Source organism: Flavobacterium sp. N502536, from assembly GCF_025947345.1.
Classification (GTDB): domain Bacteria; phylum Bacteroidota; class Bacteroidia; order Flavobacteriales; family Flavobacteriaceae; genus Flavobacterium.
The window spans coordinates 566,800-584,430 of sequence record NZ_CP110011.1 but is presented as its reverse complement, the minus strand read 5'-3'; the positions used below and the strand labels follow the sequence as shown (position 1 = coordinate 584,430).

General features: G+C 36.8%; 14 protein-coding genes and 3 tRNA genes. 8 read left to right on the top strand and 9 right to left on the bottom strand.

Going from position 1 to position 17,631, the window contains the following annotated elements; genetic code table 11:
- Window position 1 precedes the first annotated feature (1 nt).
- From OLM61_RS02540 to OLM61_RS02525, 4 genes are all read right to left on the bottom strand, one after another.
- The gene (locus tag OLM61_RS02540; RefSeq protein WP_264524963.1) at window positions 2-577 is read right to left on the bottom strand and encodes a hypothetical protein; all 576 of its coding nucleotides are present in this window, start codon (window positions 575-577) and stop codon (window positions 2-4) included.
- Window positions 578-619: 42 nt separating this feature from the next.
- Window positions 620-1,933, bottom strand: a complete 1,314-nt coding sequence (rimO, locus tag OLM61_RS02535; protein ID WP_264524962.1) for a 30S ribosomal protein S12 methylthiotransferase RimO — start codon at window positions 1,931-1,933, stop codon at window positions 620-622.
- A gap of 213 nt (window positions 1,934-2,146) precedes the next feature.
- Window positions 2,147-3,649 carry an OmpP1/FadL family transporter gene (locus OLM61_RS02530; RefSeq protein WP_264524961.1) on the bottom strand — a complete coding sequence of 501 codons (1,503 nt, stop codon included), beginning with the start codon at window positions 3,647-3,649 and terminating at the stop codon, window positions 2,147-2,149.
- Window positions 3,650-3,695: 46 nt separating this feature from the next.
- Window positions 3,696-4,721, bottom strand: coding sequence for a hypothetical protein (locus OLM61_RS02525; RefSeq protein ID WP_264524960.1), 1,026 nt, complete (start codon window positions 4,719-4,721; stop codon window positions 3,696-3,698).
- 101 nt (window positions 4,722-4,822) lie between these two features.
- Here OLM61_RS02525 and proS point away from each other — a divergent pair, with 101 nt between their 5' ends.
- From proS to rpsT, 5 genes are all read left to right on the top strand, one after another.
- Window positions 4,823-6,301 carry a proline--tRNA ligase gene (gene proS / locus OLM61_RS02520; RefSeq protein WP_264524959.1) on the top strand — a complete coding sequence of 493 codons (1,479 nt, stop codon included), beginning with the start codon at window positions 4,823-4,825 and terminating at the stop codon, window positions 6,299-6,301.
- 80 nt (window positions 6,302-6,381) lie between these two features.
- Window positions 6,382-6,453, top strand: a tRNA-Glu gene (locus OLM61_RS02515).
- Between the two features lie 41 nt (window positions 6,454-6,494).
- Window positions 6,495-6,566 (top strand) — tRNA-Glu (locus OLM61_RS02510).
- 45 nt (window positions 6,567-6,611) lie between these two features.
- A tRNA-Glu gene (locus tag OLM61_RS02505) sits at window positions 6,612-6,683 on the top strand.
- A gap of 154 nt (window positions 6,684-6,837) precedes the next feature.
- Window positions 6,838-7,089, top strand: a complete 252-nt coding sequence (rpsT, locus tag OLM61_RS02500; protein ID WP_264524958.1) for a 30S ribosomal protein S20 — start codon at window positions 6,838-6,840, stop codon at window positions 7,087-7,089.
- Window positions 7,090-7,252: 163 nt separating this feature from the next.
- Here the strand turns inward: rpsT and OLM61_RS02495 are convergent, their stop codons facing one another.
- Window positions 7,253-7,666 (bottom strand): response regulator, encoded by a 414-nt coding sequence (locus OLM61_RS02495; protein ID WP_264524957.1) that lies wholly within the window; start codon window positions 7,664-7,666, stop codon window positions 7,253-7,255.
- Window positions 7,667-7,671: 5 nt separating this feature from the next.
- Complete coding sequence (locus tag OLM61_RS02490; RefSeq protein ID WP_264524956.1) at window positions 7,672-9,381, bottom strand: PAS domain-containing sensor histidine kinase; 1,710 nt, start codon at window positions 9,379-9,381, stop codon at window positions 7,672-7,674.
- Window positions 9,382-9,549: 168 nt separating this feature from the next.
- Between OLM61_RS02490 and typA the strand changes: the two genes are divergently transcribed.
- Window positions 9,550-11,346 carry a translational GTPase TypA gene (typA, locus tag OLM61_RS02485; RefSeq protein ID WP_264524955.1) on the top strand — a complete coding sequence of 599 codons (1,797 nt, stop codon included), beginning with the start codon at window positions 9,550-9,552 and terminating at the stop codon, window positions 11,344-11,346.
- Between the two features lie 105 nt (window positions 11,347-11,451).
- Here typA and OLM61_RS02480 read toward each other — a convergent pair whose 3' ends face one another.
- From OLM61_RS02480 to OLM61_RS02470, 3 genes are read right to left on the bottom strand one after another with little or no spacing between them, the layout of a single operon-like run.
- Complete coding sequence (locus OLM61_RS02480; RefSeq protein WP_264524954.1) at window positions 11,452-13,806, bottom strand: T9SS type B sorting domain-containing protein; 2,355 nt, start codon at window positions 13,804-13,806, stop codon at window positions 11,452-11,454.
- A gap of 15 nt (window positions 13,807-13,821) precedes the next feature.
- Window positions 13,822-14,658, bottom strand: a complete 837-nt coding sequence (locus OLM61_RS02475) for an ABC transporter permease (protein WP_264524953.1) — start codon at window positions 14,656-14,658, stop codon at window positions 13,822-13,824.
- A 3-nt stretch (window positions 14,659-14,661) separates the two neighbouring features.
- Window positions 14,662-15,573, bottom strand: coding sequence for an ABC transporter ATP-binding protein (locus OLM61_RS02470; RefSeq protein WP_264524952.1), 912 nt, complete (start codon window positions 15,571-15,573; stop codon window positions 14,662-14,664).
- Between the two features lie 110 nt (window positions 15,574-15,683).
- Here OLM61_RS02470 and OLM61_RS02465 point away from each other — a divergent pair, with 110 nt between their 5' ends.
- Both OLM61_RS02465 and OLM61_RS02460 read left to right on the top strand, forming a co-directional pair.
- Complete coding sequence (locus OLM61_RS02465; protein WP_264524951.1) at window positions 15,684-16,736, top strand: hypothetical protein; 1,053 nt, start codon at window positions 15,684-15,686, stop codon at window positions 16,734-16,736.
- Window positions 16,737-16,772: 36 nt separating this feature from the next.
- The gene (locus tag OLM61_RS02460; protein WP_264524950.1) at window positions 16,773-17,627 is read left to right on the top strand and encodes an SdiA-regulated domain-containing protein; all 855 of its coding nucleotides are present in this window, start codon (window positions 16,773-16,775) and stop codon (window positions 17,625-17,627) included.
- Window positions 17,628-17,631 lie beyond the last annotated feature (4 nt).

Below are 17,631 nucleotides of genomic sequence, written 5' to 3'. Positions count from 1 at the left end.
ATTATTCCTGAGTTTTTGCTGTTTCAGAATCTTCTTTAACTTCTTTTGCGTCTTTTGAATCTTTATCTTTCGAGTCTTTTTTCTTTTTTGATTTGGACGTTTTTTTGATCTCTTTAAAGTTATCCATAAATGCGGTGTACTTCGGGATCTGATCCGGATTTAAGAAAGCGGTTATTTTTTTAGTAGTGCTTTCTCTTAACGCCTTAATCTGTTCGATTTTTTGATCCTGATTACTGCTTTCATTTTTTAATAAAATACCCTGCTCTCTCATGCTGTCGACTAAAACATTTCCAATCGCTATCGCTTGTAATTCGTCAAGGTTTATTTCCGGTTTCATTTGCTCTACAATTTGAGCAACAGTTTCTTCAACAGGAATTTCTTTTGGTTTGCTGGTATTTCCCTGAGGACCTCCCATCATACTTCTGTCCATACCCATTCCGCCACCTCTTCCGCCGTAGCCATTGCCATAACCACCACCGCCGTAACCATTATTGTAGCCGTTTCCGTATTGAGCTGAAACAGAGTTAAAGCACAATAAGGTAAAAAACAAAATAAATAAAGATTGTATAGGTTTCATAAAAATGTATTTATCTAAAATTAAAGAATGTTTAGCGTAAATTTAAGTAGGTTCTCCGTATAAATCAAATTCTGTTGCTTCTATTATTCTTATATTAACAAACTCTCCGGTTTTTACATAATGTTTAGACGCATCAATCAAAACTTCGTTATCAACATCCGGGCTGTCAAATTCCGTTCTCCCTACAAAGTGAGCACCCTCTTTTCTGTCGATAATACATTTGAAAACCTGTCCAATTTTTTCCTGGTTTAAATCCCATGAAATTTGCGACTGTAATTCCATTATTTCATTGGCACGGGCTTGTTTTACATCGTCCGGAACATTGTCTTCCAAAAGATAAGCATGCGTATTTTCTTCGTGAGAATAAGCGAAACAACCCATTCTGTCAAATTTCATTTCCTGAACAAAATCTTTCAGAATCTCAAAATCTTCCTGAGTCTCACCAGGATATCCAACAATTAGAGTAGTTCTGATGGCCATTCCAGGAACAGCAGCACGGAAATCTTTCAATAATTGTGTTGTTTTTGCCTGAGTGGTACCACGACGCATCGATTTTAATATAGAATCAGAAATGTGTTGTAGCGGTATATCAATATAATTACAAATTTTAGGCTCACGTTTCATTAACTCTAAAACATCCATTGGGAAACCAGTAGGGTAGGCATAGTGCAGACGAATCCATTCGATACCTTCAACATTAGCAAGGGCTTCCAGAAGCTCTGCAAGATTTCTTTTTTTGTAAAGATCAAGACCGTAATACGTTAAGTCCTGAGCAATTAGGATTAATTCTTTAACGCCATTTTTAGCTAAACCTTGTGCTTCCTTCACTAATTTTTCAATTGGCTGAGAAATATGCGAACCTCTCATTAACGGAATTGCACAAAAACTACAAGGTCTGTCGCAACCTTCAGCAATTTTTAAGTACGCGTAATTTTTTGGAGTGGTAGTCAAACGCTCTCCAAGCAGTTCGTGTTTATAGTCGGCTCCAAGAGCTTTCAATAATTGTGGTAGTTCTGTAGTTCCAAAGTATTGATCTACATTTGGGATTTCTTTTTCCAAATCCGGTCTGTAACGTTCAGATAAACATCCGGTCACAAATACTTTATCTACTAATCCTTTGTCTTTTTTATCAGCATATTCCAAAATCATGTTTACAGACTCTGCTTTTGCATTGTCGATAAAACCGCAAGTGTTGATTACGATAATGTTTCCTTCTTCTTTAGCTGGTGCTTCGTGTTGTACTTCTTTGCCATTAGCACGAAGTTGACCCATCAACACTTCACTGTCATATACATTTTTCGAACACCCAAGAGTGATTACGTTAATTTTGTTCTTTTTTAAAGACTTGGTTCTCATACTTTTATAAATTGGAGTGCAAAATTACACTTTTTTATTCAAACACCGCTTGTTTCCCTTTTTTTTAGGTGTTTTTTATGGGGTGAAGCTTTGTTATTTGTTGTTTTTTCCTGCTAATAAAATAGTGAGGAGGCAATTGCGGCGATCGGGGTAAAAAAAAATCCGTCAGTTAAAGGTCTGACGGAAGTTTTAATTTGTTCTGTTTCGTATTTATTACAACTCAAATAATAAAGTAAGTGTTACATTATTTAGTTTTGAGGTGATGTTTGCTCCGTCTGTGAATCCGGTTGCGAAAAATCCCTGATTTGATTTTCTTTCCAAATAAGAATAAGCTAAATCGACTTTGGTACCACCAAAATTATAGCCCAGACCTCCTGAGTAGCTGTTTAAATCTCCAATTGTAGTTCCGTTTTTGTATGGGCTTTGCTCAAAACGATATCCACCGCGTAAACTCAATTGTTTTATTTTGTATTCGGCACCCACTCTTAATTCACCGGCATTTGTCAATTGATTGCTAAGGTCACTGTTTACTCCTTTGAAACCGGCATCGTTTGTTGGTTTGTATTTGGTGTTTCCGTAATCTTTAATAGCATAATCAATACTAATTAATCCTGATTTTCCAAACACATAAGCAGCACTAAAAGTTGTTTTCCCTGGTGTTTGTAAAGTGTAAGAATCGTAAACGTTTACAATTTTTGGATTTACAGTTTCATTAATGTCTTGTCCTCCCTGTGCTTTTCGTGTACTGTATAAGCTTTGTGAGGTTTCATCGTTAAGTTCGTACCAGGTGTTAGATTCGTAGGCCAGACCCAATCGGAATGACTCAGTAACTTTGGCAATAGCTCCAAGTTGGAAAGAGAAACCGTTACCATACGTATATAACTCGTTATTAAAACGCAAGCTGGAAATTGTTTCTCTTGCTTCTAACGGATTGTCGTTGTCTTCGTAAAAACTTGTTGATCTTCTGAAGTCGGTAACGTGAACATTCAGGTTGGCTCCAAAATAGATTTTGTCTTTGTAAGACGTTGCAAGGTTAAAACTCAGTTTGCTGTTGTAGCCACTGGTAAATATTTCATTCTCCTGATAGTACTTGCCACCTGCAGGAACGTTGCTGATGTATTGAGTATTGTCGCCGTTGTTGCTTACAGGGTCAATTACATGTCCCCAGTATCCCATATAGGCTTGTTGTTCGTTGTAAAAAAGGTCTTTGTAATTAAGGCCGTCTATAACGTTTAAAGGTATTCCGTTTGCAAATTTTAGAAAATATTTGTCAATAGAATTTGTTGGATTTGTTCCGGCTGAAACAATGCGGTTGTCAAAATTGTTGGTGTTTTCGTAAGAAGCTCCAATAGCAATCTTTTTCCAGTTGTTGCTTGGGTTGTGATCGTGAAAAACAAAAACAGCTCCCGCCTGATTTATTAAAAAAGCATTTTTATTATCGCTAATTTCTGATCCAAAATAATTAGAGTTGTTTTTGATGCTTTGATTGCTAAAACTTATTCCAACCTGATTATTAGAGAATATTGCCGACCCTGCAGGGTTGACGCTTATTGCAGATAAATCTCCGCCAACGGCTCCAAAGGCACCACTCATGGCTCTGAATCTTGCAGTTCCGGTTAAATTGTCTTGCGCATAACGTACCGCGTCAGATACTTCCTGAGAATGTGAGACGCTGACAGTTAGTCCTGTAATAAATAGGAATAATATTTTTTTCATTTGGATAGTTTTAAGTATGATTTTTTTTGATTAGCGAAAGAAGCGGTTATCTTCTACCGCCTCCACCGCCGCTGTATGATCTTCCGCCGCCGCCACCTCCGCCGCCAGATGATCTCATGCTTCCGCCTCCGCCGCTATTCATAGAACGGGATGGGCTAGGAGAGTAGTTTCTGGATGGTGCCGAATTATTATTGTTATAATTGTAGCTTCGTGTAGTATTGCTGCTTGATCTTCTGTTGCTGTAATCAGCACCGTTGTATTGGCTTGCGTTTCCTCTGTTTGTAAATGTTGGGCTTGAAGAGTTGTTGTAGTTTCTTCCGTTTGCAGATGAATTTCTTCTTGTATCAGAGAAATCGCTTCTGTTGGTGCTATAAGTTCTGTTTGAGTTAAAGCTTCTGTTGGTACTTGTGTAATCTCTGTTGGTGCTGTAGCTTCTGTTGGTATTGTTATAACCTCTGTTTGTAGCATAGTTTCTGTTAGAAGAATAAGTTCTTCCTCCATAATAAGCAGCAGATCCTCTTCTTCCGTAGTTGTAAGAGTAGTTGTTGTATCGGTAACCAGATCCCCAGTAACCAGGGTAACCCCATCCCGGATATCCCCATCCTGGGTAACCCCAACCTGATCCCCAATAATTTGGGTAGCCCCAGTATCCTCCTCCATAACCCCATCCGTAACCCCATCCATAATAAGGATATCCGAAACCAAGTCCGAATCCAAGTGACCAGGAAGGGTCAGAATAAACGTTTACGGCAACTTCTGTATTGGCACTTCCCCAAGCAGGGTAAGAGTTAGTAGCTTGTGTGCTGTCGTTTACGGCATAATTTCCGTAGTTGTCAACATCTGTGAAGATTTCAGTTGACTGATTATCGTCTTGTAACGATCTGAAATAGTCTTTATATTGATTATTTGTGCTGTTTGTTTGAGCATACGTTCTTGGTGAACCTCCGTAAATTCCATCATTATCATGATAAGAAGTGTTTTGGTAAGAACCACACGATGCCAGTAGAAAACTCAATAATCCAATTAAGTAAAAATGACTTGAGTTTTGGCGGAGATAAATAGAAGTTTTCATATCTGTGGTGTTTTTTATTGTTGCACATTACAAAAATAGTTAGTTTTGTCAAACTATTTAGTTAAAATTATTAAAACAAAATTTGTGCCAAACTATTCGATATGAGTAAGAACCTCACTACAAGATCAGAAGATTATTCAAAATGGTATAACGAGCTGGTTGTAAAGGCAGATCTAGCCGAAAATTCAGGAGTTAGAGGATGTATGGTTATTAAACCGTACGGATATGCTATTTGGGAAAAAATGCAGGCGGAATTGGATCGAATGTTTAAAGAAACAGGACATCAAAATGCGTACTTCCCTTTATTTGTGCCTAAGAGCATGTTTGAAGCGGAAGAAAAAAATGCTGAAGGATTTGCAAAAGAATGTGCGATTGTAACGCATTATAGATTAAAGAATGATCCGGACAAACCCGGAAAGTTAATGGTGGATCCAAATGCTAAATTAGAGGAGGAGCTTATTGTTCGTCCAACAAGTGAGGCGATTATTTGGTCTACTTATAAAGGATGGGTTCAGTCTTATAGAGATTTACCTTTGTTAATTAATCAGTGGGCCAATGTGGTGCGCTGGGAAATGCGTACGCGTTTGTTTTTAAGAACTGCTGAGTTTTTATGGCAGGAAGGGCATACCGCGCATGCAACAAAAGCAGAAGCATTAGAAGAGTCTGAAAAAATGATGCATGTTTATGCTGATTTTGCACAGAACTTTATGGCCATTCCGGTTGTGAAAGGTTTTAAAACCGAAACGGAGCGTTTTGCAGGTGCTGATGAAACCTATTGTATTGAGGCTTTAATGCAGGATGGAAAAGCGTTACAGGCTGGAACGTCTCACTTTTTAGGTCAGAACTTTGCAAAAGCATTTGATGTTAAGTTTGCGAATGCTGAGGGAAAACAAGAGCATGTTTGGGGAACTTCCTGGGGAGTTTCGACCCGTTTGATGGGAGCGTTGATTATGACGCATTCAGATGATCAGGGATTGGTATTGCCTCCAAATTTGGCGCCAATACAAGTTGTGATTGTTCCAATCTATAAAACAGATGAGCAATTGGCTGAAATTACCGCTGCGGTTAATGAGCTAACAGCTAAATTAAGAAAGTTAAAAATCTCCGTTAAGTATGACGACCGTACCACTCAAAAACCAGGATTCAAATTTGCTGAATGGGAATTGAAAGGGGTGCCGGTTAGAATTGCTGTTGGTCCAAAAGATTTAGAAAATGGAACTTTTGAAGTTGCCAGACGTGATACGCTGACTAAAGAGGTGGTTTCTGCTGAAGGAATTGTGACTTATGTAAATGATCTTTTAGAGCAGATTCAGACTGATTTATACAATCGTGCCTTAAACTACCGAGATACTCATATTACGGAAGTAAATAGTTTTGAGGAATTTAAGCAAATTTTAGACGGAAAAGGTGGTTTTGTGTCGGCTCATTGGGATGGTACAGCAGCTACTGAAGAGAAGATAAAAGACCTGACAAAAGCAACGATTCGTTGTATACCTTTGGATGCTGTTGAGGAGGCGGGAACCTGCGTGTTTACTGGGAATCCATCTACCAAAAGAGTGCTTTTTGCGAAGGCATATTAAAAAAAAATAAAAAAAATTGCATCAGCTATTGTGCAACTAAAAAATAGATGTATCTTTGCATCCGCATTAGAGAAATACACGGTCCGTTCGTCTATCGGTTAGGACGCCAGGTTTTCATCCTGGTAAGGGGGGTTCGATTCCCCCACGGACTACTTTTTTTTTCTGCGAGCAAAGTTATTTAACTTGATGTAATGGTCCGTTCGTCTATCGGTTAGGACGCCAGGTTTTCATCCTGGTAAGGGGGGTTCGATTCCCCCACGGACTACAAATTTCAATTTTATTTAAATTGAAGAAAACTTAGAACGATGATGGTCTGTTCGTCTAGGGGTTAGGACTCCAGGCTTTCGTCCTGGTAACAGGGGTTCGATTCCCTTACAGACTACAAAATTAGTTGTGAATAAGTTTTATAAAATAAAAATTGGTGTCTCGATTTTTATTTTATTAGTTAAAACCAAAGTGATTGCTTAGCAATTGTGGGAGGTTTTTCTTTTTTAACTAGTATCTATAATAATTATTACATCTAAAATTAAAAGAAAATGGCAAATCATAAGTCAGCATTAAAAAGAATCAGAAGTAACGAAAAAAGAAGAGTTCTTAACAGATATCAGCATAAAACTACTCGTAATGCTATCAAAGCGTTAAGATTAGCTACTGATAAAACTGATGCAGCTTCTAAATTATCAACTGTAATCTCTATGATTGATAAATTAGCTAAAAAGAACATCATTCATGATAATAAAGCTTCTAACTTGAAGTCTAAATTAACTAAACATGTTGCTAAATTGTAATTAATTACAATTTCCTAAAAAATATAAAAGTCCTCTTTGAGGACTTTTTTTTTTGTTTATACTATTTTGGATACTCTTTGTCTTAAAAATTCCAAATCTTAAATTCCAAATTCCAATGTTACTTGATTGGTTATTGGAGTTTGGAATTTGAGATTTAAAGTATTTAGATTCCTATCTTCTTTTTAAGATACTCCAGCATAGGCTGGGTAATGGGTTTTGAGAGGAAATCGATTATAATGGGGTATTTTTTAGCTTTGGCCAGATCATCGGGGTCGATAGTGGAAGAGAGTACAATTACACTTGCGGTATTGAATTCTTTGTAAGCCGGAGAGGTAAAGTGATCCAGAAACTCCCAACCGCCCATTACGGGCATGTTTAAGTCTAAAAAAATCAGTTCCGGTTTTTTGTTTGCTTTGTTTTTGTTGTTTGTGTATTTAAGTGTGTTGAAGTGGTGTAATGCTTCCTCGCCATTTTGAGCTGTGATAATTTCATTGGAGAAGGAGGCCTTCGAAATTACTTTTTTGCATAACATCAACGTGATTGGGTCATCGTCAATACATAAAATTTGCTCGAGCATATGAGTTAGTTTTTGAATGTTATCGTAAATGTGGTGCCTTTGTTGACTTCGCTGTCTATACTGATTGTTCCTCCCATGGTTTCGACTTGTGATTTTACAAGATACAAGCCAAGACCTTTGCTGTCGGGGTAGTTATGGAATCGTTGGTATAGTCCAAAGACTTTGTCGCGGTTTCTTTCTAGATCAATTCCTATTCCGTTGTCTTTGAAAGTTAGAATTGCTTTATGGTCGATTTGTTCTGCTGTAATGGATATTTTTAGTTTTCTGTTTTCTGATTTGTATTTTATCGAGTTGGTTAGTAGGTTGAGTAGAATGCTTTCGATATAAGCTTTGTTGGTGTTTAGCAGCGGGACTTTGTCGAATTTGAGTTTAATGATGGGTTTGTGTAGTTCGATCTGGAAAGACAGCTGGCTAAATACATTTTCGAAAACTTCTTGCAGAGAGACTTCTTCTTTTTGCATAGAAGGATTGTCTTTGATGATGATGACCTTTACTAAGTCATTAATAGTTTCGTTTAACAAATGGGTTGATTTGGTAAATCCGGTTAGGATTTCTTCGAGTTCTTCGTTCTCGATAGGGATGTCTTCGATTAGATTTAAAAGTCCAATTAAATTAGATAACGGGGCGCGTAAATTATGTGAAGTAATGTAGGAGAATTGTTTTAAGTCTTTGTTGTTTTGAGTTAGTTCACGAATCAGATGTTCTTTTTCTGTTTCTAGTTTCTTTTCGTCTGTAATGTCTCTTTGTATGGAAATCCAGTGCGAAATTGTGCCTTCAGTGTTAAAAATTGGAATCATCGAAAATCGTACCCAATATTCTTCGTTTGATTTGGTATAGGTGATGGTTTCGATCAGGCACTCTTCTTCGTTTTTTATGGCTTTTAAGAGTTTTTTTAATTCTTCAGAGTCTGATTTTGGCCCTTTGAAAATATTCGGCGATTTTCCGATTATTTCATTCGATAAGTACCCGGACATTTGCGAAAAGGCCGGATTGACATAAACAATTTTAGGTATTTTTCGATCTGTCGAATTGGCTTCTGTTATTAATATAGAGTCCTTAGATTGTGTAATTACGGTTTCTAATAATCTTAAACGTTGTTCTTCTTCCTTTTGTTTGGTGATGTCCTGAATGGCTCCGATCATTCGTATGGCTCTTCCGTTTTCGTCTTTCAGTAAAAAACCTCGGTCTAAAACGTATTTATAACTGCCGTCTGCACATTTAAAGCGATATTGATCTTGCCATTTCTCTGTTTTTTGTTCGATAAAAGAGTATAATTTGATGGACATTCTGATGCTGTCTTCCGGATGAATCTTGTCAAACCACCACTTAGATGTCTTTCCAACTTCTTTCGGATTGTATCCAAAAACGCTTTCTATTCCTTTGTTCCAGTTGATGCTGTCTTCCTGGATTTTCCAGTCCCAAATCGTGTCGCTGGTTGCTTTGGCTACAATGTCATATTTTTCGTTTGATTCTTTTATTTCTTCGTTGGTTTCTTTTAGTTTTTTGAAAATGGTAATACTTTTTTTCTCGTTTTTAGAAAGTATGTATTTGAAAAACAGTGCGGTAGTCAGAATGAAAAAAACATCTTTTAAGAAGAAAACAGTATAATAATCGGCCTTGGAAAAGTAAGTTGTGAGTAATTTATGACAGATGGTTGCCACAAATAACGATATGATAATATAAACTAGAGTAATTTGGAGAGTTTTACTTTTCATCACTCAAATATAGTTAATTTAACTATAATTAAACAATAAGAAAAGTTCAAATTAGACTTAAATTTACATTGTTTTTGGGGAACTAAATACTTGTCTTTACGCAAACTATCGCAGAAACGTTTTTTATATCAAAATAAAGTGTACCTTTGCACCCATTAAAAATCACAGATGGAATCTATTAGAAACATTGCAATTATTGCCCACGTCGATCACGGTAAAACCACTTTGGTTGATAAAATTATGTATCACTGTCAATTATTTCGTGACAACGAAAACACAGGTGATTTAATTCTTGATAATAACGATTTAGAGCGTGAGAGAGGTATTACTATTACTTCAAAGAACGTATCAGTTCAATATAAAGGAACAAAAATCAATATTATTGACACTCCTGGCCACGCGGATTTTGGAGGTGAAGTAGAACGTGTATTGAACATGGCCGATGGTGTATGTTTGCTAGTGGATGCTTTTGAAGGTCCAATGCCACAAACTCGTTTCGTATTACAAAAAGCGATTGACTTAGGTCTTAAGCCATGCGTAGTTATCAATAAAGTTGATAAAGAAAACTGTACTCCGGAAGAAGTTCACGAAAAAGTTTTTGACTTAATGTTCGAATTAGGAGCAACTGAAGAGCAATTGGATTTCCCAACGGTTTACGGTTCTGCTAAAAACAACTGGATGTCTGACGATTGGAAAAACCAAACAGAAAACATCGAGCCTTTATTAGACATGGTTTTAAACAATGTGCCTGCTCCTAAAGTTTCTGAAGGAACTCCACAAATGTTAATTACATCTTTAGATTTCTCTGCTTTTACAGGTCGTATCGCTATTGGTCGTCTTGAAAGAGGTGTTTTGAAAGAAGGTATGCCAATATCTTTAGTAAAAAGAGATGGTGCTGTAACGAAATCAAGAATTAAAGAATTACACACTTTTGAAGGTCTTGGACGTAAAAAAGTTGCGGAAGTAATCGCTGGTGATATTTGTGCTGTAGTTGGTGTTGAAGGTTTTGAAATTGGAGATACTATTGCAGATCACGAAACTCCTGAAGGTTTAGCTTCTATTGCTATTGATGAGCCTACAATGAGTATGTTGTTTACAATCAACGACTCACCTTTCTTTGGTAAAGAAGGTAAATTTGTAACTTCTCGTCATATTAGAGAAAGATTGACAAAAGAATTAGAGAAAAACTTAGCGATGAAGTTAGGTGAAACTGATTCTGCAGATAAATTCATGGTTTTTGGCCGTGGAGTACTTCACTTATCTGTTCTTATTGAAACAATGAGAAGAGAAGGGTACGAGTTACAAATTGGTCAGCCACAAGTTATCATCAAAGAAATTGATGGTAAAAAATGTGAGCCAATTGAGGAATTAACAATCGATTTACCAGAAAACCTTTCAGGTAGAGCAGTTGAATTCGTAACACTTCGTAAAGGTGAAATGCTAAGTATGGAAACTAAAGGTGAGCGTATGATCATTAAATTTAATATTCCATCTCGTGGAATTATTGGTTTAAGAAATCAATTGCTTACAGCTACTGCTGGTGAAGCTATTATGTCACACCGTTTTATTGGATATGAGCCTTACAAAGGAGAAATTGCAGGACGTAACAAAGGTTCGTTGATTTCTATGGAAAAAGGAAAAGCTATTCCTTACTCTATCGATAAATTACAAGATCGTGGTAAGTTTTTCGTTGAACCAAATGCTGAAATCTACGAAGGTCAGGTAATTGGTGAAAACTCTCGTGGAGATGATATGTGTGTAAACGTAACGAAAGAGAAAAAACAATCTAACGTTCGTTCTTCTGGAAATGACGAAAAAGCGAGAATTATCCCTCCAATCATTTTCTCATTAGAGGAAGCATTAGAGTACATCCAAAAAGATGAGTATGTAGAGGTAACTCCAAAATCTATTCGTCTTAGAAAGATTTATTTGACTGAAACAGATAGAAAAAGATTTAAAATCTAATTTATCCTCCAAATAAAAGTAAAAGCCATTCGATATCGAATGGCTTTTTTTATTGCGGAACTTTTTGTGTATTGTTATTTGGGATATTTAACAGAAGTAGTGTATTTATCTTTTTAAGCTAAAATGACCTTTAACGACTCTTCCATTGCTAAATTGTATGTCAAACCAATAATCGTCTGCAGGCAATTGTTGGCTATTAAAGAAGCCGTTCCAGCCCAGCATGTTTTGATCCATTTGTTTGAGTAGTTTTCCGTAACGGTCAAAAATAAAGATCTTGTAATAAGGAAGCTGATCGGAGTTTTTAATCACCCATAAATCGTTGTAACCATCGCCATTTGGCGTAAAGAATCGAGGATAATCTACAACGTACACCTGAAACAGATTAGACGGCCCGCAGCCGTTTTTGTCTCTTCCGATAGCATTGTAAACTCCGGGTTTGACATTAGTGAATAATGGGGCATCCTGAAAAAAACTTCCATCCAATGAAAATTCATAATTACCAACCCCTGTGTATTGAATTAAAACTGAATTCTCATCGCCGGAGAAATCTTTTATGTCTGCACCCGTTATCAATGCAGGTTCAGAAAGAATTACTTTGAATTTTTTGGTTTTTTCGCAGCCGTTTGCATTTGTTACAAGTACAGAATAATCACCGGCGGCGCTTACTGTAATTGAGTTTGTAGTTTCTCCGGTACTCCATAAATAGCTGGCAAAGCCGCTGGCAACACTTAAGGTAATCGGTTCCTCTTTACACAAATATTTGGATTCATCTTCAAAGTTAGCCACATCAAAAGTGTTTACCACAAGAGTAATGGGAAGTATGTCGTAACAATCCGATCCATTTGTTGCTTTTGCATAAATGATTTGAGTAAAGGGGGTCGTGTTCTTAAAGATATTAGCTAATGCGTTTGCATCCGCTAAAGCATCGTTGGCGTTTAAAAAATAGCTAAAAGTTAAACCCGGTGGTAATCCGGTAGACAGTCGTGGAGTTACTTCGGCATTAAGGTCAAATTGGTACAGACCATCTTGTTTGTCGTCTTTGTCACAAGTAGCAAAAGGGGGCTGAGTGGCAATCGTAGTGTTGGAAATCTGTAACGTTATCTGCGGAAATTTAGCACAGCCGTATTGGTTTTCAAGTCTTACAAAAATAACCTGATTCAGGGTTTTATTGCTGTATTTTTCCGGTGTCGCAATTGGGTTGGTTTTGGCCTGTGCATCGGCTAGTGATTCGTAGTACCCTTTGTTCAGCGTTTCGGCAACATTGTTTTTAATACTATTGGCAACCTTTGTGAGGTTGAAGACCGATATTCCGTCAGTATCATCATCACATTGTGTTAAAGAGCTGTTGGTTGATAAGATTTCGGGTGCAAACTCAATTTTAATTTGTCCGGTGGCCACACAGGTAGTGCCGTTTCGGGTGGCTTCTACTTTATAATTCCCTGTTGCTGTTACAGTATAGGTAGCGCCTGTTGCTGCGGGTGTAACTTCTGCATAATTGTTGGGTGTCGTTTCTTTTAACCATTTAAAAGTGTAGAGACTACTGTCAAGATGTGTATCTAAAACAACACCTTCGCCAAAACAGGCCGGGTTTTTGTCGGCAATTGTTCTGTTTGCTCCAAAATTTATGGTAGAGGTAAAGCTACCGCCTTCTATAAAAACGGCAGAGTTGTATTGTCCTGTCGGGTCATCGGCAATGACCAGTTTTAAGTGATAGGTTTTATTCGGAATTACTTCGGTATGGGCGTTCATTACAACAGTTTGTCCGGCATAATTTATCGGACTATTAACGTTGTTGTAGCCATTGAAAAATTGTTCGTTTAAAGGATCACAGCCCGGATAGTTTGTGCCATTTGCAAAAGCAGGCTCAATTTTGGTATGTACTGTTGTCGAAGAAACAGGAATGGCTGTATTGGGTAAAACCGCTAAATTTTTATAGGGAGCAGAGGTGCCTGCTTCTTTTATCAGAAAAGCAAATCCATCAGAATAGATACACGGATAATACGTTTGATACTCGTTTGATGCGAAAATATAATTGAAACTGATGGAGTTGGTTAAGGCTGTAAAATCAAATTCCAGTACAGTTGCCTGTTGGCTTTCGCTATTTTGTAATGCCTGATTTAAGTCAGCATCACCCAACCAGCTGTCATTGATAGCACCTTCGGAGTTTGCTTTTATAAAAGGCCCTTCGGCATTTTTACTTGGTGATGTGCTTAAAACAATCCCTCCCGAAAAAGGAAAATTGCTGCTGCCTTTAGTAAAGTAAGCATAACTTTTACCAGAACTTGTAGGGTTTCCGGTTGCACTAACAGTACCAATATCAATACAGGAGCTGTTTATTAAAACGTTTTTTGCTAAATCTTCGGGGGTTCTTGAGTCGTCTACATTAATATTCTGTGCTTCTGTCTTAACAGATAAGAAGCACAGAAAAAATACTAGCGATAATGCATTAAAGTTGTTCATAGTACAACAAATATACTATAAATCTCTTTTTTTTAATAGTTTGTAAGAAAAGTAAATGAATAAGAATGTCCAGATCAAAACAATTAAAATTGCGGTATAGTGTACTCCGTAATCTTTTGTGTTCTCAACACCTATTTGTGTCCCAATCGATCTAATTACAGACAATCTTGAAAAAGGCTCAATAATAAGGTTGGACATGGCTTCTAGCGGGAAAAAATTCATTATTTTTTGACCTATCGTGCTTTCCGGAAAAACTTGGAAGATCAGGAGTCCTTTTACAATTCCTTCAATGATACTCCATACCAAAAGAAAGCCTAAGGCAAAAGCAGAGCGTTTTACCAGAATTCCAAGAAACAAACAGAATGCAAAAAAGCCCGAGAGTTTTACAAAAAAGGCAAGAAGGTAATCCAAATCCATGAAAATAACGTCAAACTCGGTATACGATGAAAAACAGAATCCCAGAATTAAGCTCATTACAAATACGAAAATAGTCGAGCCTAAGGCAAATAATACGACCGTTAGGAATTTGGATAAAATGAATTCTTTTTTGCTTAAACCGTCAATTAAGTTTTGTTTTAACGTACCATAACTGTATTCATTGGCCATCATAGAAACAATGACAATTGCCAGGAAAAGTTTGAGTAAAGCAGCTACATAGGTGTTGAAATGCCAGATAAATGGGAAGTTAAAGATGCCCATTTCAGCCAAATGAAATTTGAATGGTCCTATGTCAAATTTTATGGAAGCCATTAAGGCGATAAACGAAAGGAGTACAAAATAGGTTAGCGTAAGGACACGGCTGGCTTTGTTTTTCCAGATTTTTTGTAGTTCTATAGAGATTAGTCTGTTCATGGTTTAGTTGTTTTGGATAGTGGCGTTCTTGGTTAATTCTAAAAATTGTGCTTCTAAGCTGTTTTTGCGTTTGACCAAATGGCTTAAAGCAATATTTTTAGAAAACAGGAAATGGTTGAGCTCTGCCGCTGATAGATCAGAAGCCAGATAGACTAAAACTTTGCCGTCTTCTTCCGTGATTTTGTCTACAGCCGGATGTGTCTCCAGAATGTTTTTTAGTGCCTCATTATCATCTGCCTGAAGTTCAAAGAAACCTTCATTGGCCGACATTCCGTCTACAGAACCGGAGTACAGGATTTCTCCTTTTCGCAAAACGATCACATGCGAACATACTTTTTCGACTTCATCCAGCAAGTGAGAGGCTAATAAAATAGTCGTTCCCTGTGACGCAATTTTTCGGATAATATCTCTGATCTGGTGAATTCCCTGTGGATCTAATCCATTTGTAGGTTCGTCTAAAATTAAAATTTCGGGATCGTTTAACAAGGCTGATGCAATGGCCAGACGCTGTTTCATACCCAAAGAAAAAGTACTGAATTTACTGTCTTTTCTTTCGGATAAGCCCACTAAATCAAGTTTTTCATTGATTTTAGAATAATTGATGCTTTTTATTTTGCAAACCAGTTTCAGGTTTTCTTCCGCAGTCATGTACGGGTAAAAGTTGGGTCTTTCGATAATCGCACCTACCTTTTTTAAGGCTTCGTGTGTTTCTACTTTTCCGCCAAACCAGCTGTAGTTTCCGGAGGTTCTGTTCACCACGTTTAGGACAATTCCCAAAGTGGTCGATTTGCCGCTGCCGTTTGGGCCTAAGATGCCATAAACGTGGCCTTTTTGTATTTCAAAAGATACATTTTTTAAGGCCTGAATACGTCCGTATCTTTTGTGAAGATTCTCAATAGTAAGTATGGTTTCCAAATTTATTTCGGTTTTAGTTTTATGTATGACGATTCAACTTGTATATTGTTACGCTAAATTTATTTTTATCAGGCGATTCATGTAAATTTGTAATAAAGATATTCAAAAATATGAGCGAACCTTTAATGGTTTTAAAAAAACCATCTTATCCTTTAATGCCATCTCTGCTGAGTTATTTGGAACGATACGAACGTATTTCGAAAGTGTCAGTGTTCTACGATGATTTATTGCGATTTACGGGTTCTGTAAATGTTTATGATAAAAACGAAACGGATACCTTATGGATTAGGGTGTATTACAGTGAATTTGAGCGAAATGAAATCGATCTGAATCTGAAAAAAATATACTCCCTTTTACATTCTGATGGAAACAATGAGATCATTCAGTACTTAAACATTGATGCAATTGATTACTGTACTTTCGGGAATTCTAAACCTTTCCGAATAAAAGTTCGTAATATTCTCAATGATAATTATGTACATTTTTATATCAAAAAAGCAGATGCTTCAAGGATCTACGGTTTGGAGCTGGAAGACATTCTTTCGCCGGATAAAATCAACTTTTTGGTTTTTAAAGACACTTTAATTGAGGAGCACATTATCGGGATTCCGGGTGATGTTTTTATGGATACTTTACTGGATGGCTGTACGGAAATGGAAAAGTCACAAATCGCAAAAGAATTTGTGAAGTTCAACGAACGCTGTATGATCCGGCTTTTAGGCGATATGCGTGCTTATAATTATGTGATTGTACCCATTCATGATTTTGATCAGGTGGTCTATAAAATACGACCCATTGATTTTGATCAGCAATGTTATGAAGGGAACTTTAAAGTATATCGTCCGCAGTTCTTTAAAGAAAATTATCCGATGATAAAATTGATTAAGGAGAAATTAGAAGACCGCTCCATTATTCAGTATAAGGATGAAGAAAGAGCGATTTTGGCAAAACGTATACATTCTGCCGAGAACAGAATCAAAAAGCTACTGAATATCATGTGTCACGATACGATTTCAACAGAAGAGCATTTGAATCAACTAAAAATGGAATTGTATCGTTATACCAATGATATGAAGTTCAAAAATGCCAAATCGATGGGACATATTATGTTTGCCGCTTTTGAGTTTATTACACGTAATTTTAAAAATACCAACCTGGTTTAAATGCAGAATGGGTTAAAATGTTAAAAAGAAAATATCATGAAAAAGTTTTTACTTGGAATCTCTATTGCTTTATTGGCTTGTCAGCAACAGTCCAATACAAATTTTAAAACACTTTATGCACTGCCGAAGAAATTAAAAGAAGTTTCGGGAATTACTTATTTCCCTGAAACAAATCTAATTTATGCTTTGGAGGACAGTGGTAATAAAAATGAGATTTATGCGATAAAGTCAGATGGGAAACTGGCAAAAGCCATCACAATTTCAAATGCGACAAACGTAGATTGGGAAGATATTACGAAAGACAAAAGCGGCAACATCTATATTGGCGATTTTGGGAATAACGACAACGAACGTAGAGATTTGTGTATTTATAAAGTCAATAAAAACCAGTTGAATAAAGCTCAGGCAGTGGCAGAATATAAAGTTTCGTTTTCCTATCCGGAGCAAACGGAATTTCCACCAAAGAAAAAAGCACTGTTTTTTGATGTCGAAGGCTTTTTTGAACACGGAAACTACTTTTATCTTTTTACCAAAAACCGCAGTAAAAACTTTGACGGAACTGCCTTTATTTATAAAATTTTAAATGCGCCCGGAACACAGAAAGCGACTAAAATAGGAGAGTTTAAGACTTGCGACAACTACAATCATTGTGTTTTAACCAGTGCTACGATTAGTCCCGACGGGAAAAAAGTAGTTTTGTTAAGTCATGATAAAATTGTTTTGTTTAAAGGCTACAAAAACGATTTGTTTCATAAAGGATCTCAAATCGAAATTAAGCTGGACCACTTTTCGCAAAAAGAAGCCATTGTTTTTAAAGACAACAACACCTTGCTGATCGCCGACGAGAAGGCCAATAAGACTGGTGGGAATGTTTATGAGTTTAAACTCTAAGGTT

Excerpts from the sequence above, each read along its gene's own strand:
- OLM61_RS02540 (WP_264524963.1), bottom strand. The coding sequence starts at position 577 with ATGAAACCTATACAATCTTTATTTATTTTGTTTTTTACCTTATTGTGC.
- rimO (WP_264524962.1), bottom strand. The coding sequence starts at position 1,933 with ATGAGAACCAAGTCTTTAAAAAAGAACAAAATTAACGTAATCACTCTT.
- OLM61_RS02530 (WP_264524961.1), bottom strand. The coding sequence starts at position 3,649 with ATGAAAAAAATATTATTCCTATTTATTACAGGACTAACTGTCAGCGTC.
- OLM61_RS02525 (WP_264524960.1), bottom strand. The coding sequence starts at position 4,721 with ATGAAAACTTCTATTTATCTCCGCCAAAACTCAAGTCATTTTTACTTA.
- proS (WP_264524959.1), top strand. The coding sequence starts at position 4,823 with ATGAGTAAGAACCTCACTACAAGATCAGAAGATTATTCAAAATGGTAT.
- rpsT (WP_264524958.1), top strand. The coding sequence starts at position 6,838 with ATGGCAAATCATAAGTCAGCATTAAAAAGAATCAGAAGTAACGAAAAA.
- OLM61_RS02495 (WP_264524957.1), bottom strand. The coding sequence starts at position 7,666 with ATGCTCGAGCAAATTTTATGTATTGACGATGACCCAATCACGTTGATG.
- OLM61_RS02490 (WP_264524956.1), bottom strand. The coding sequence starts at position 9,381 with ATGAAAAGTAAAACTCTCCAAATTACTCTAGTTTATATTATCATATCG.
- typA (WP_264524955.1), top strand. The coding sequence starts at position 9,550 with ATGGAATCTATTAGAAACATTGCAATTATTGCCCACGTCGATCACGGT.
- OLM61_RS02480 (WP_264524954.1), bottom strand. The coding sequence starts at position 13,806 with ATGAACAACTTTAATGCATTATCGCTAGTATTTTTTCTGTGCTTCTTA.
- OLM61_RS02475 (WP_264524953.1), bottom strand. The coding sequence starts at position 14,658 with ATGAACAGACTAATCTCTATAGAACTACAAAAAATCTGGAAAAACAAA.
- OLM61_RS02465 (WP_264524951.1), top strand. The coding sequence starts at position 15,684 with ATGAGCGAACCTTTAATGGTTTTAAAAAAACCATCTTATCCTTTAATG.
- OLM61_RS02460 (WP_264524950.1), top strand. The coding sequence starts at position 16,773 with ATGAAAAAGTTTTTACTTGGAATCTCTATTGCTTTATTGGCTTGTCAG.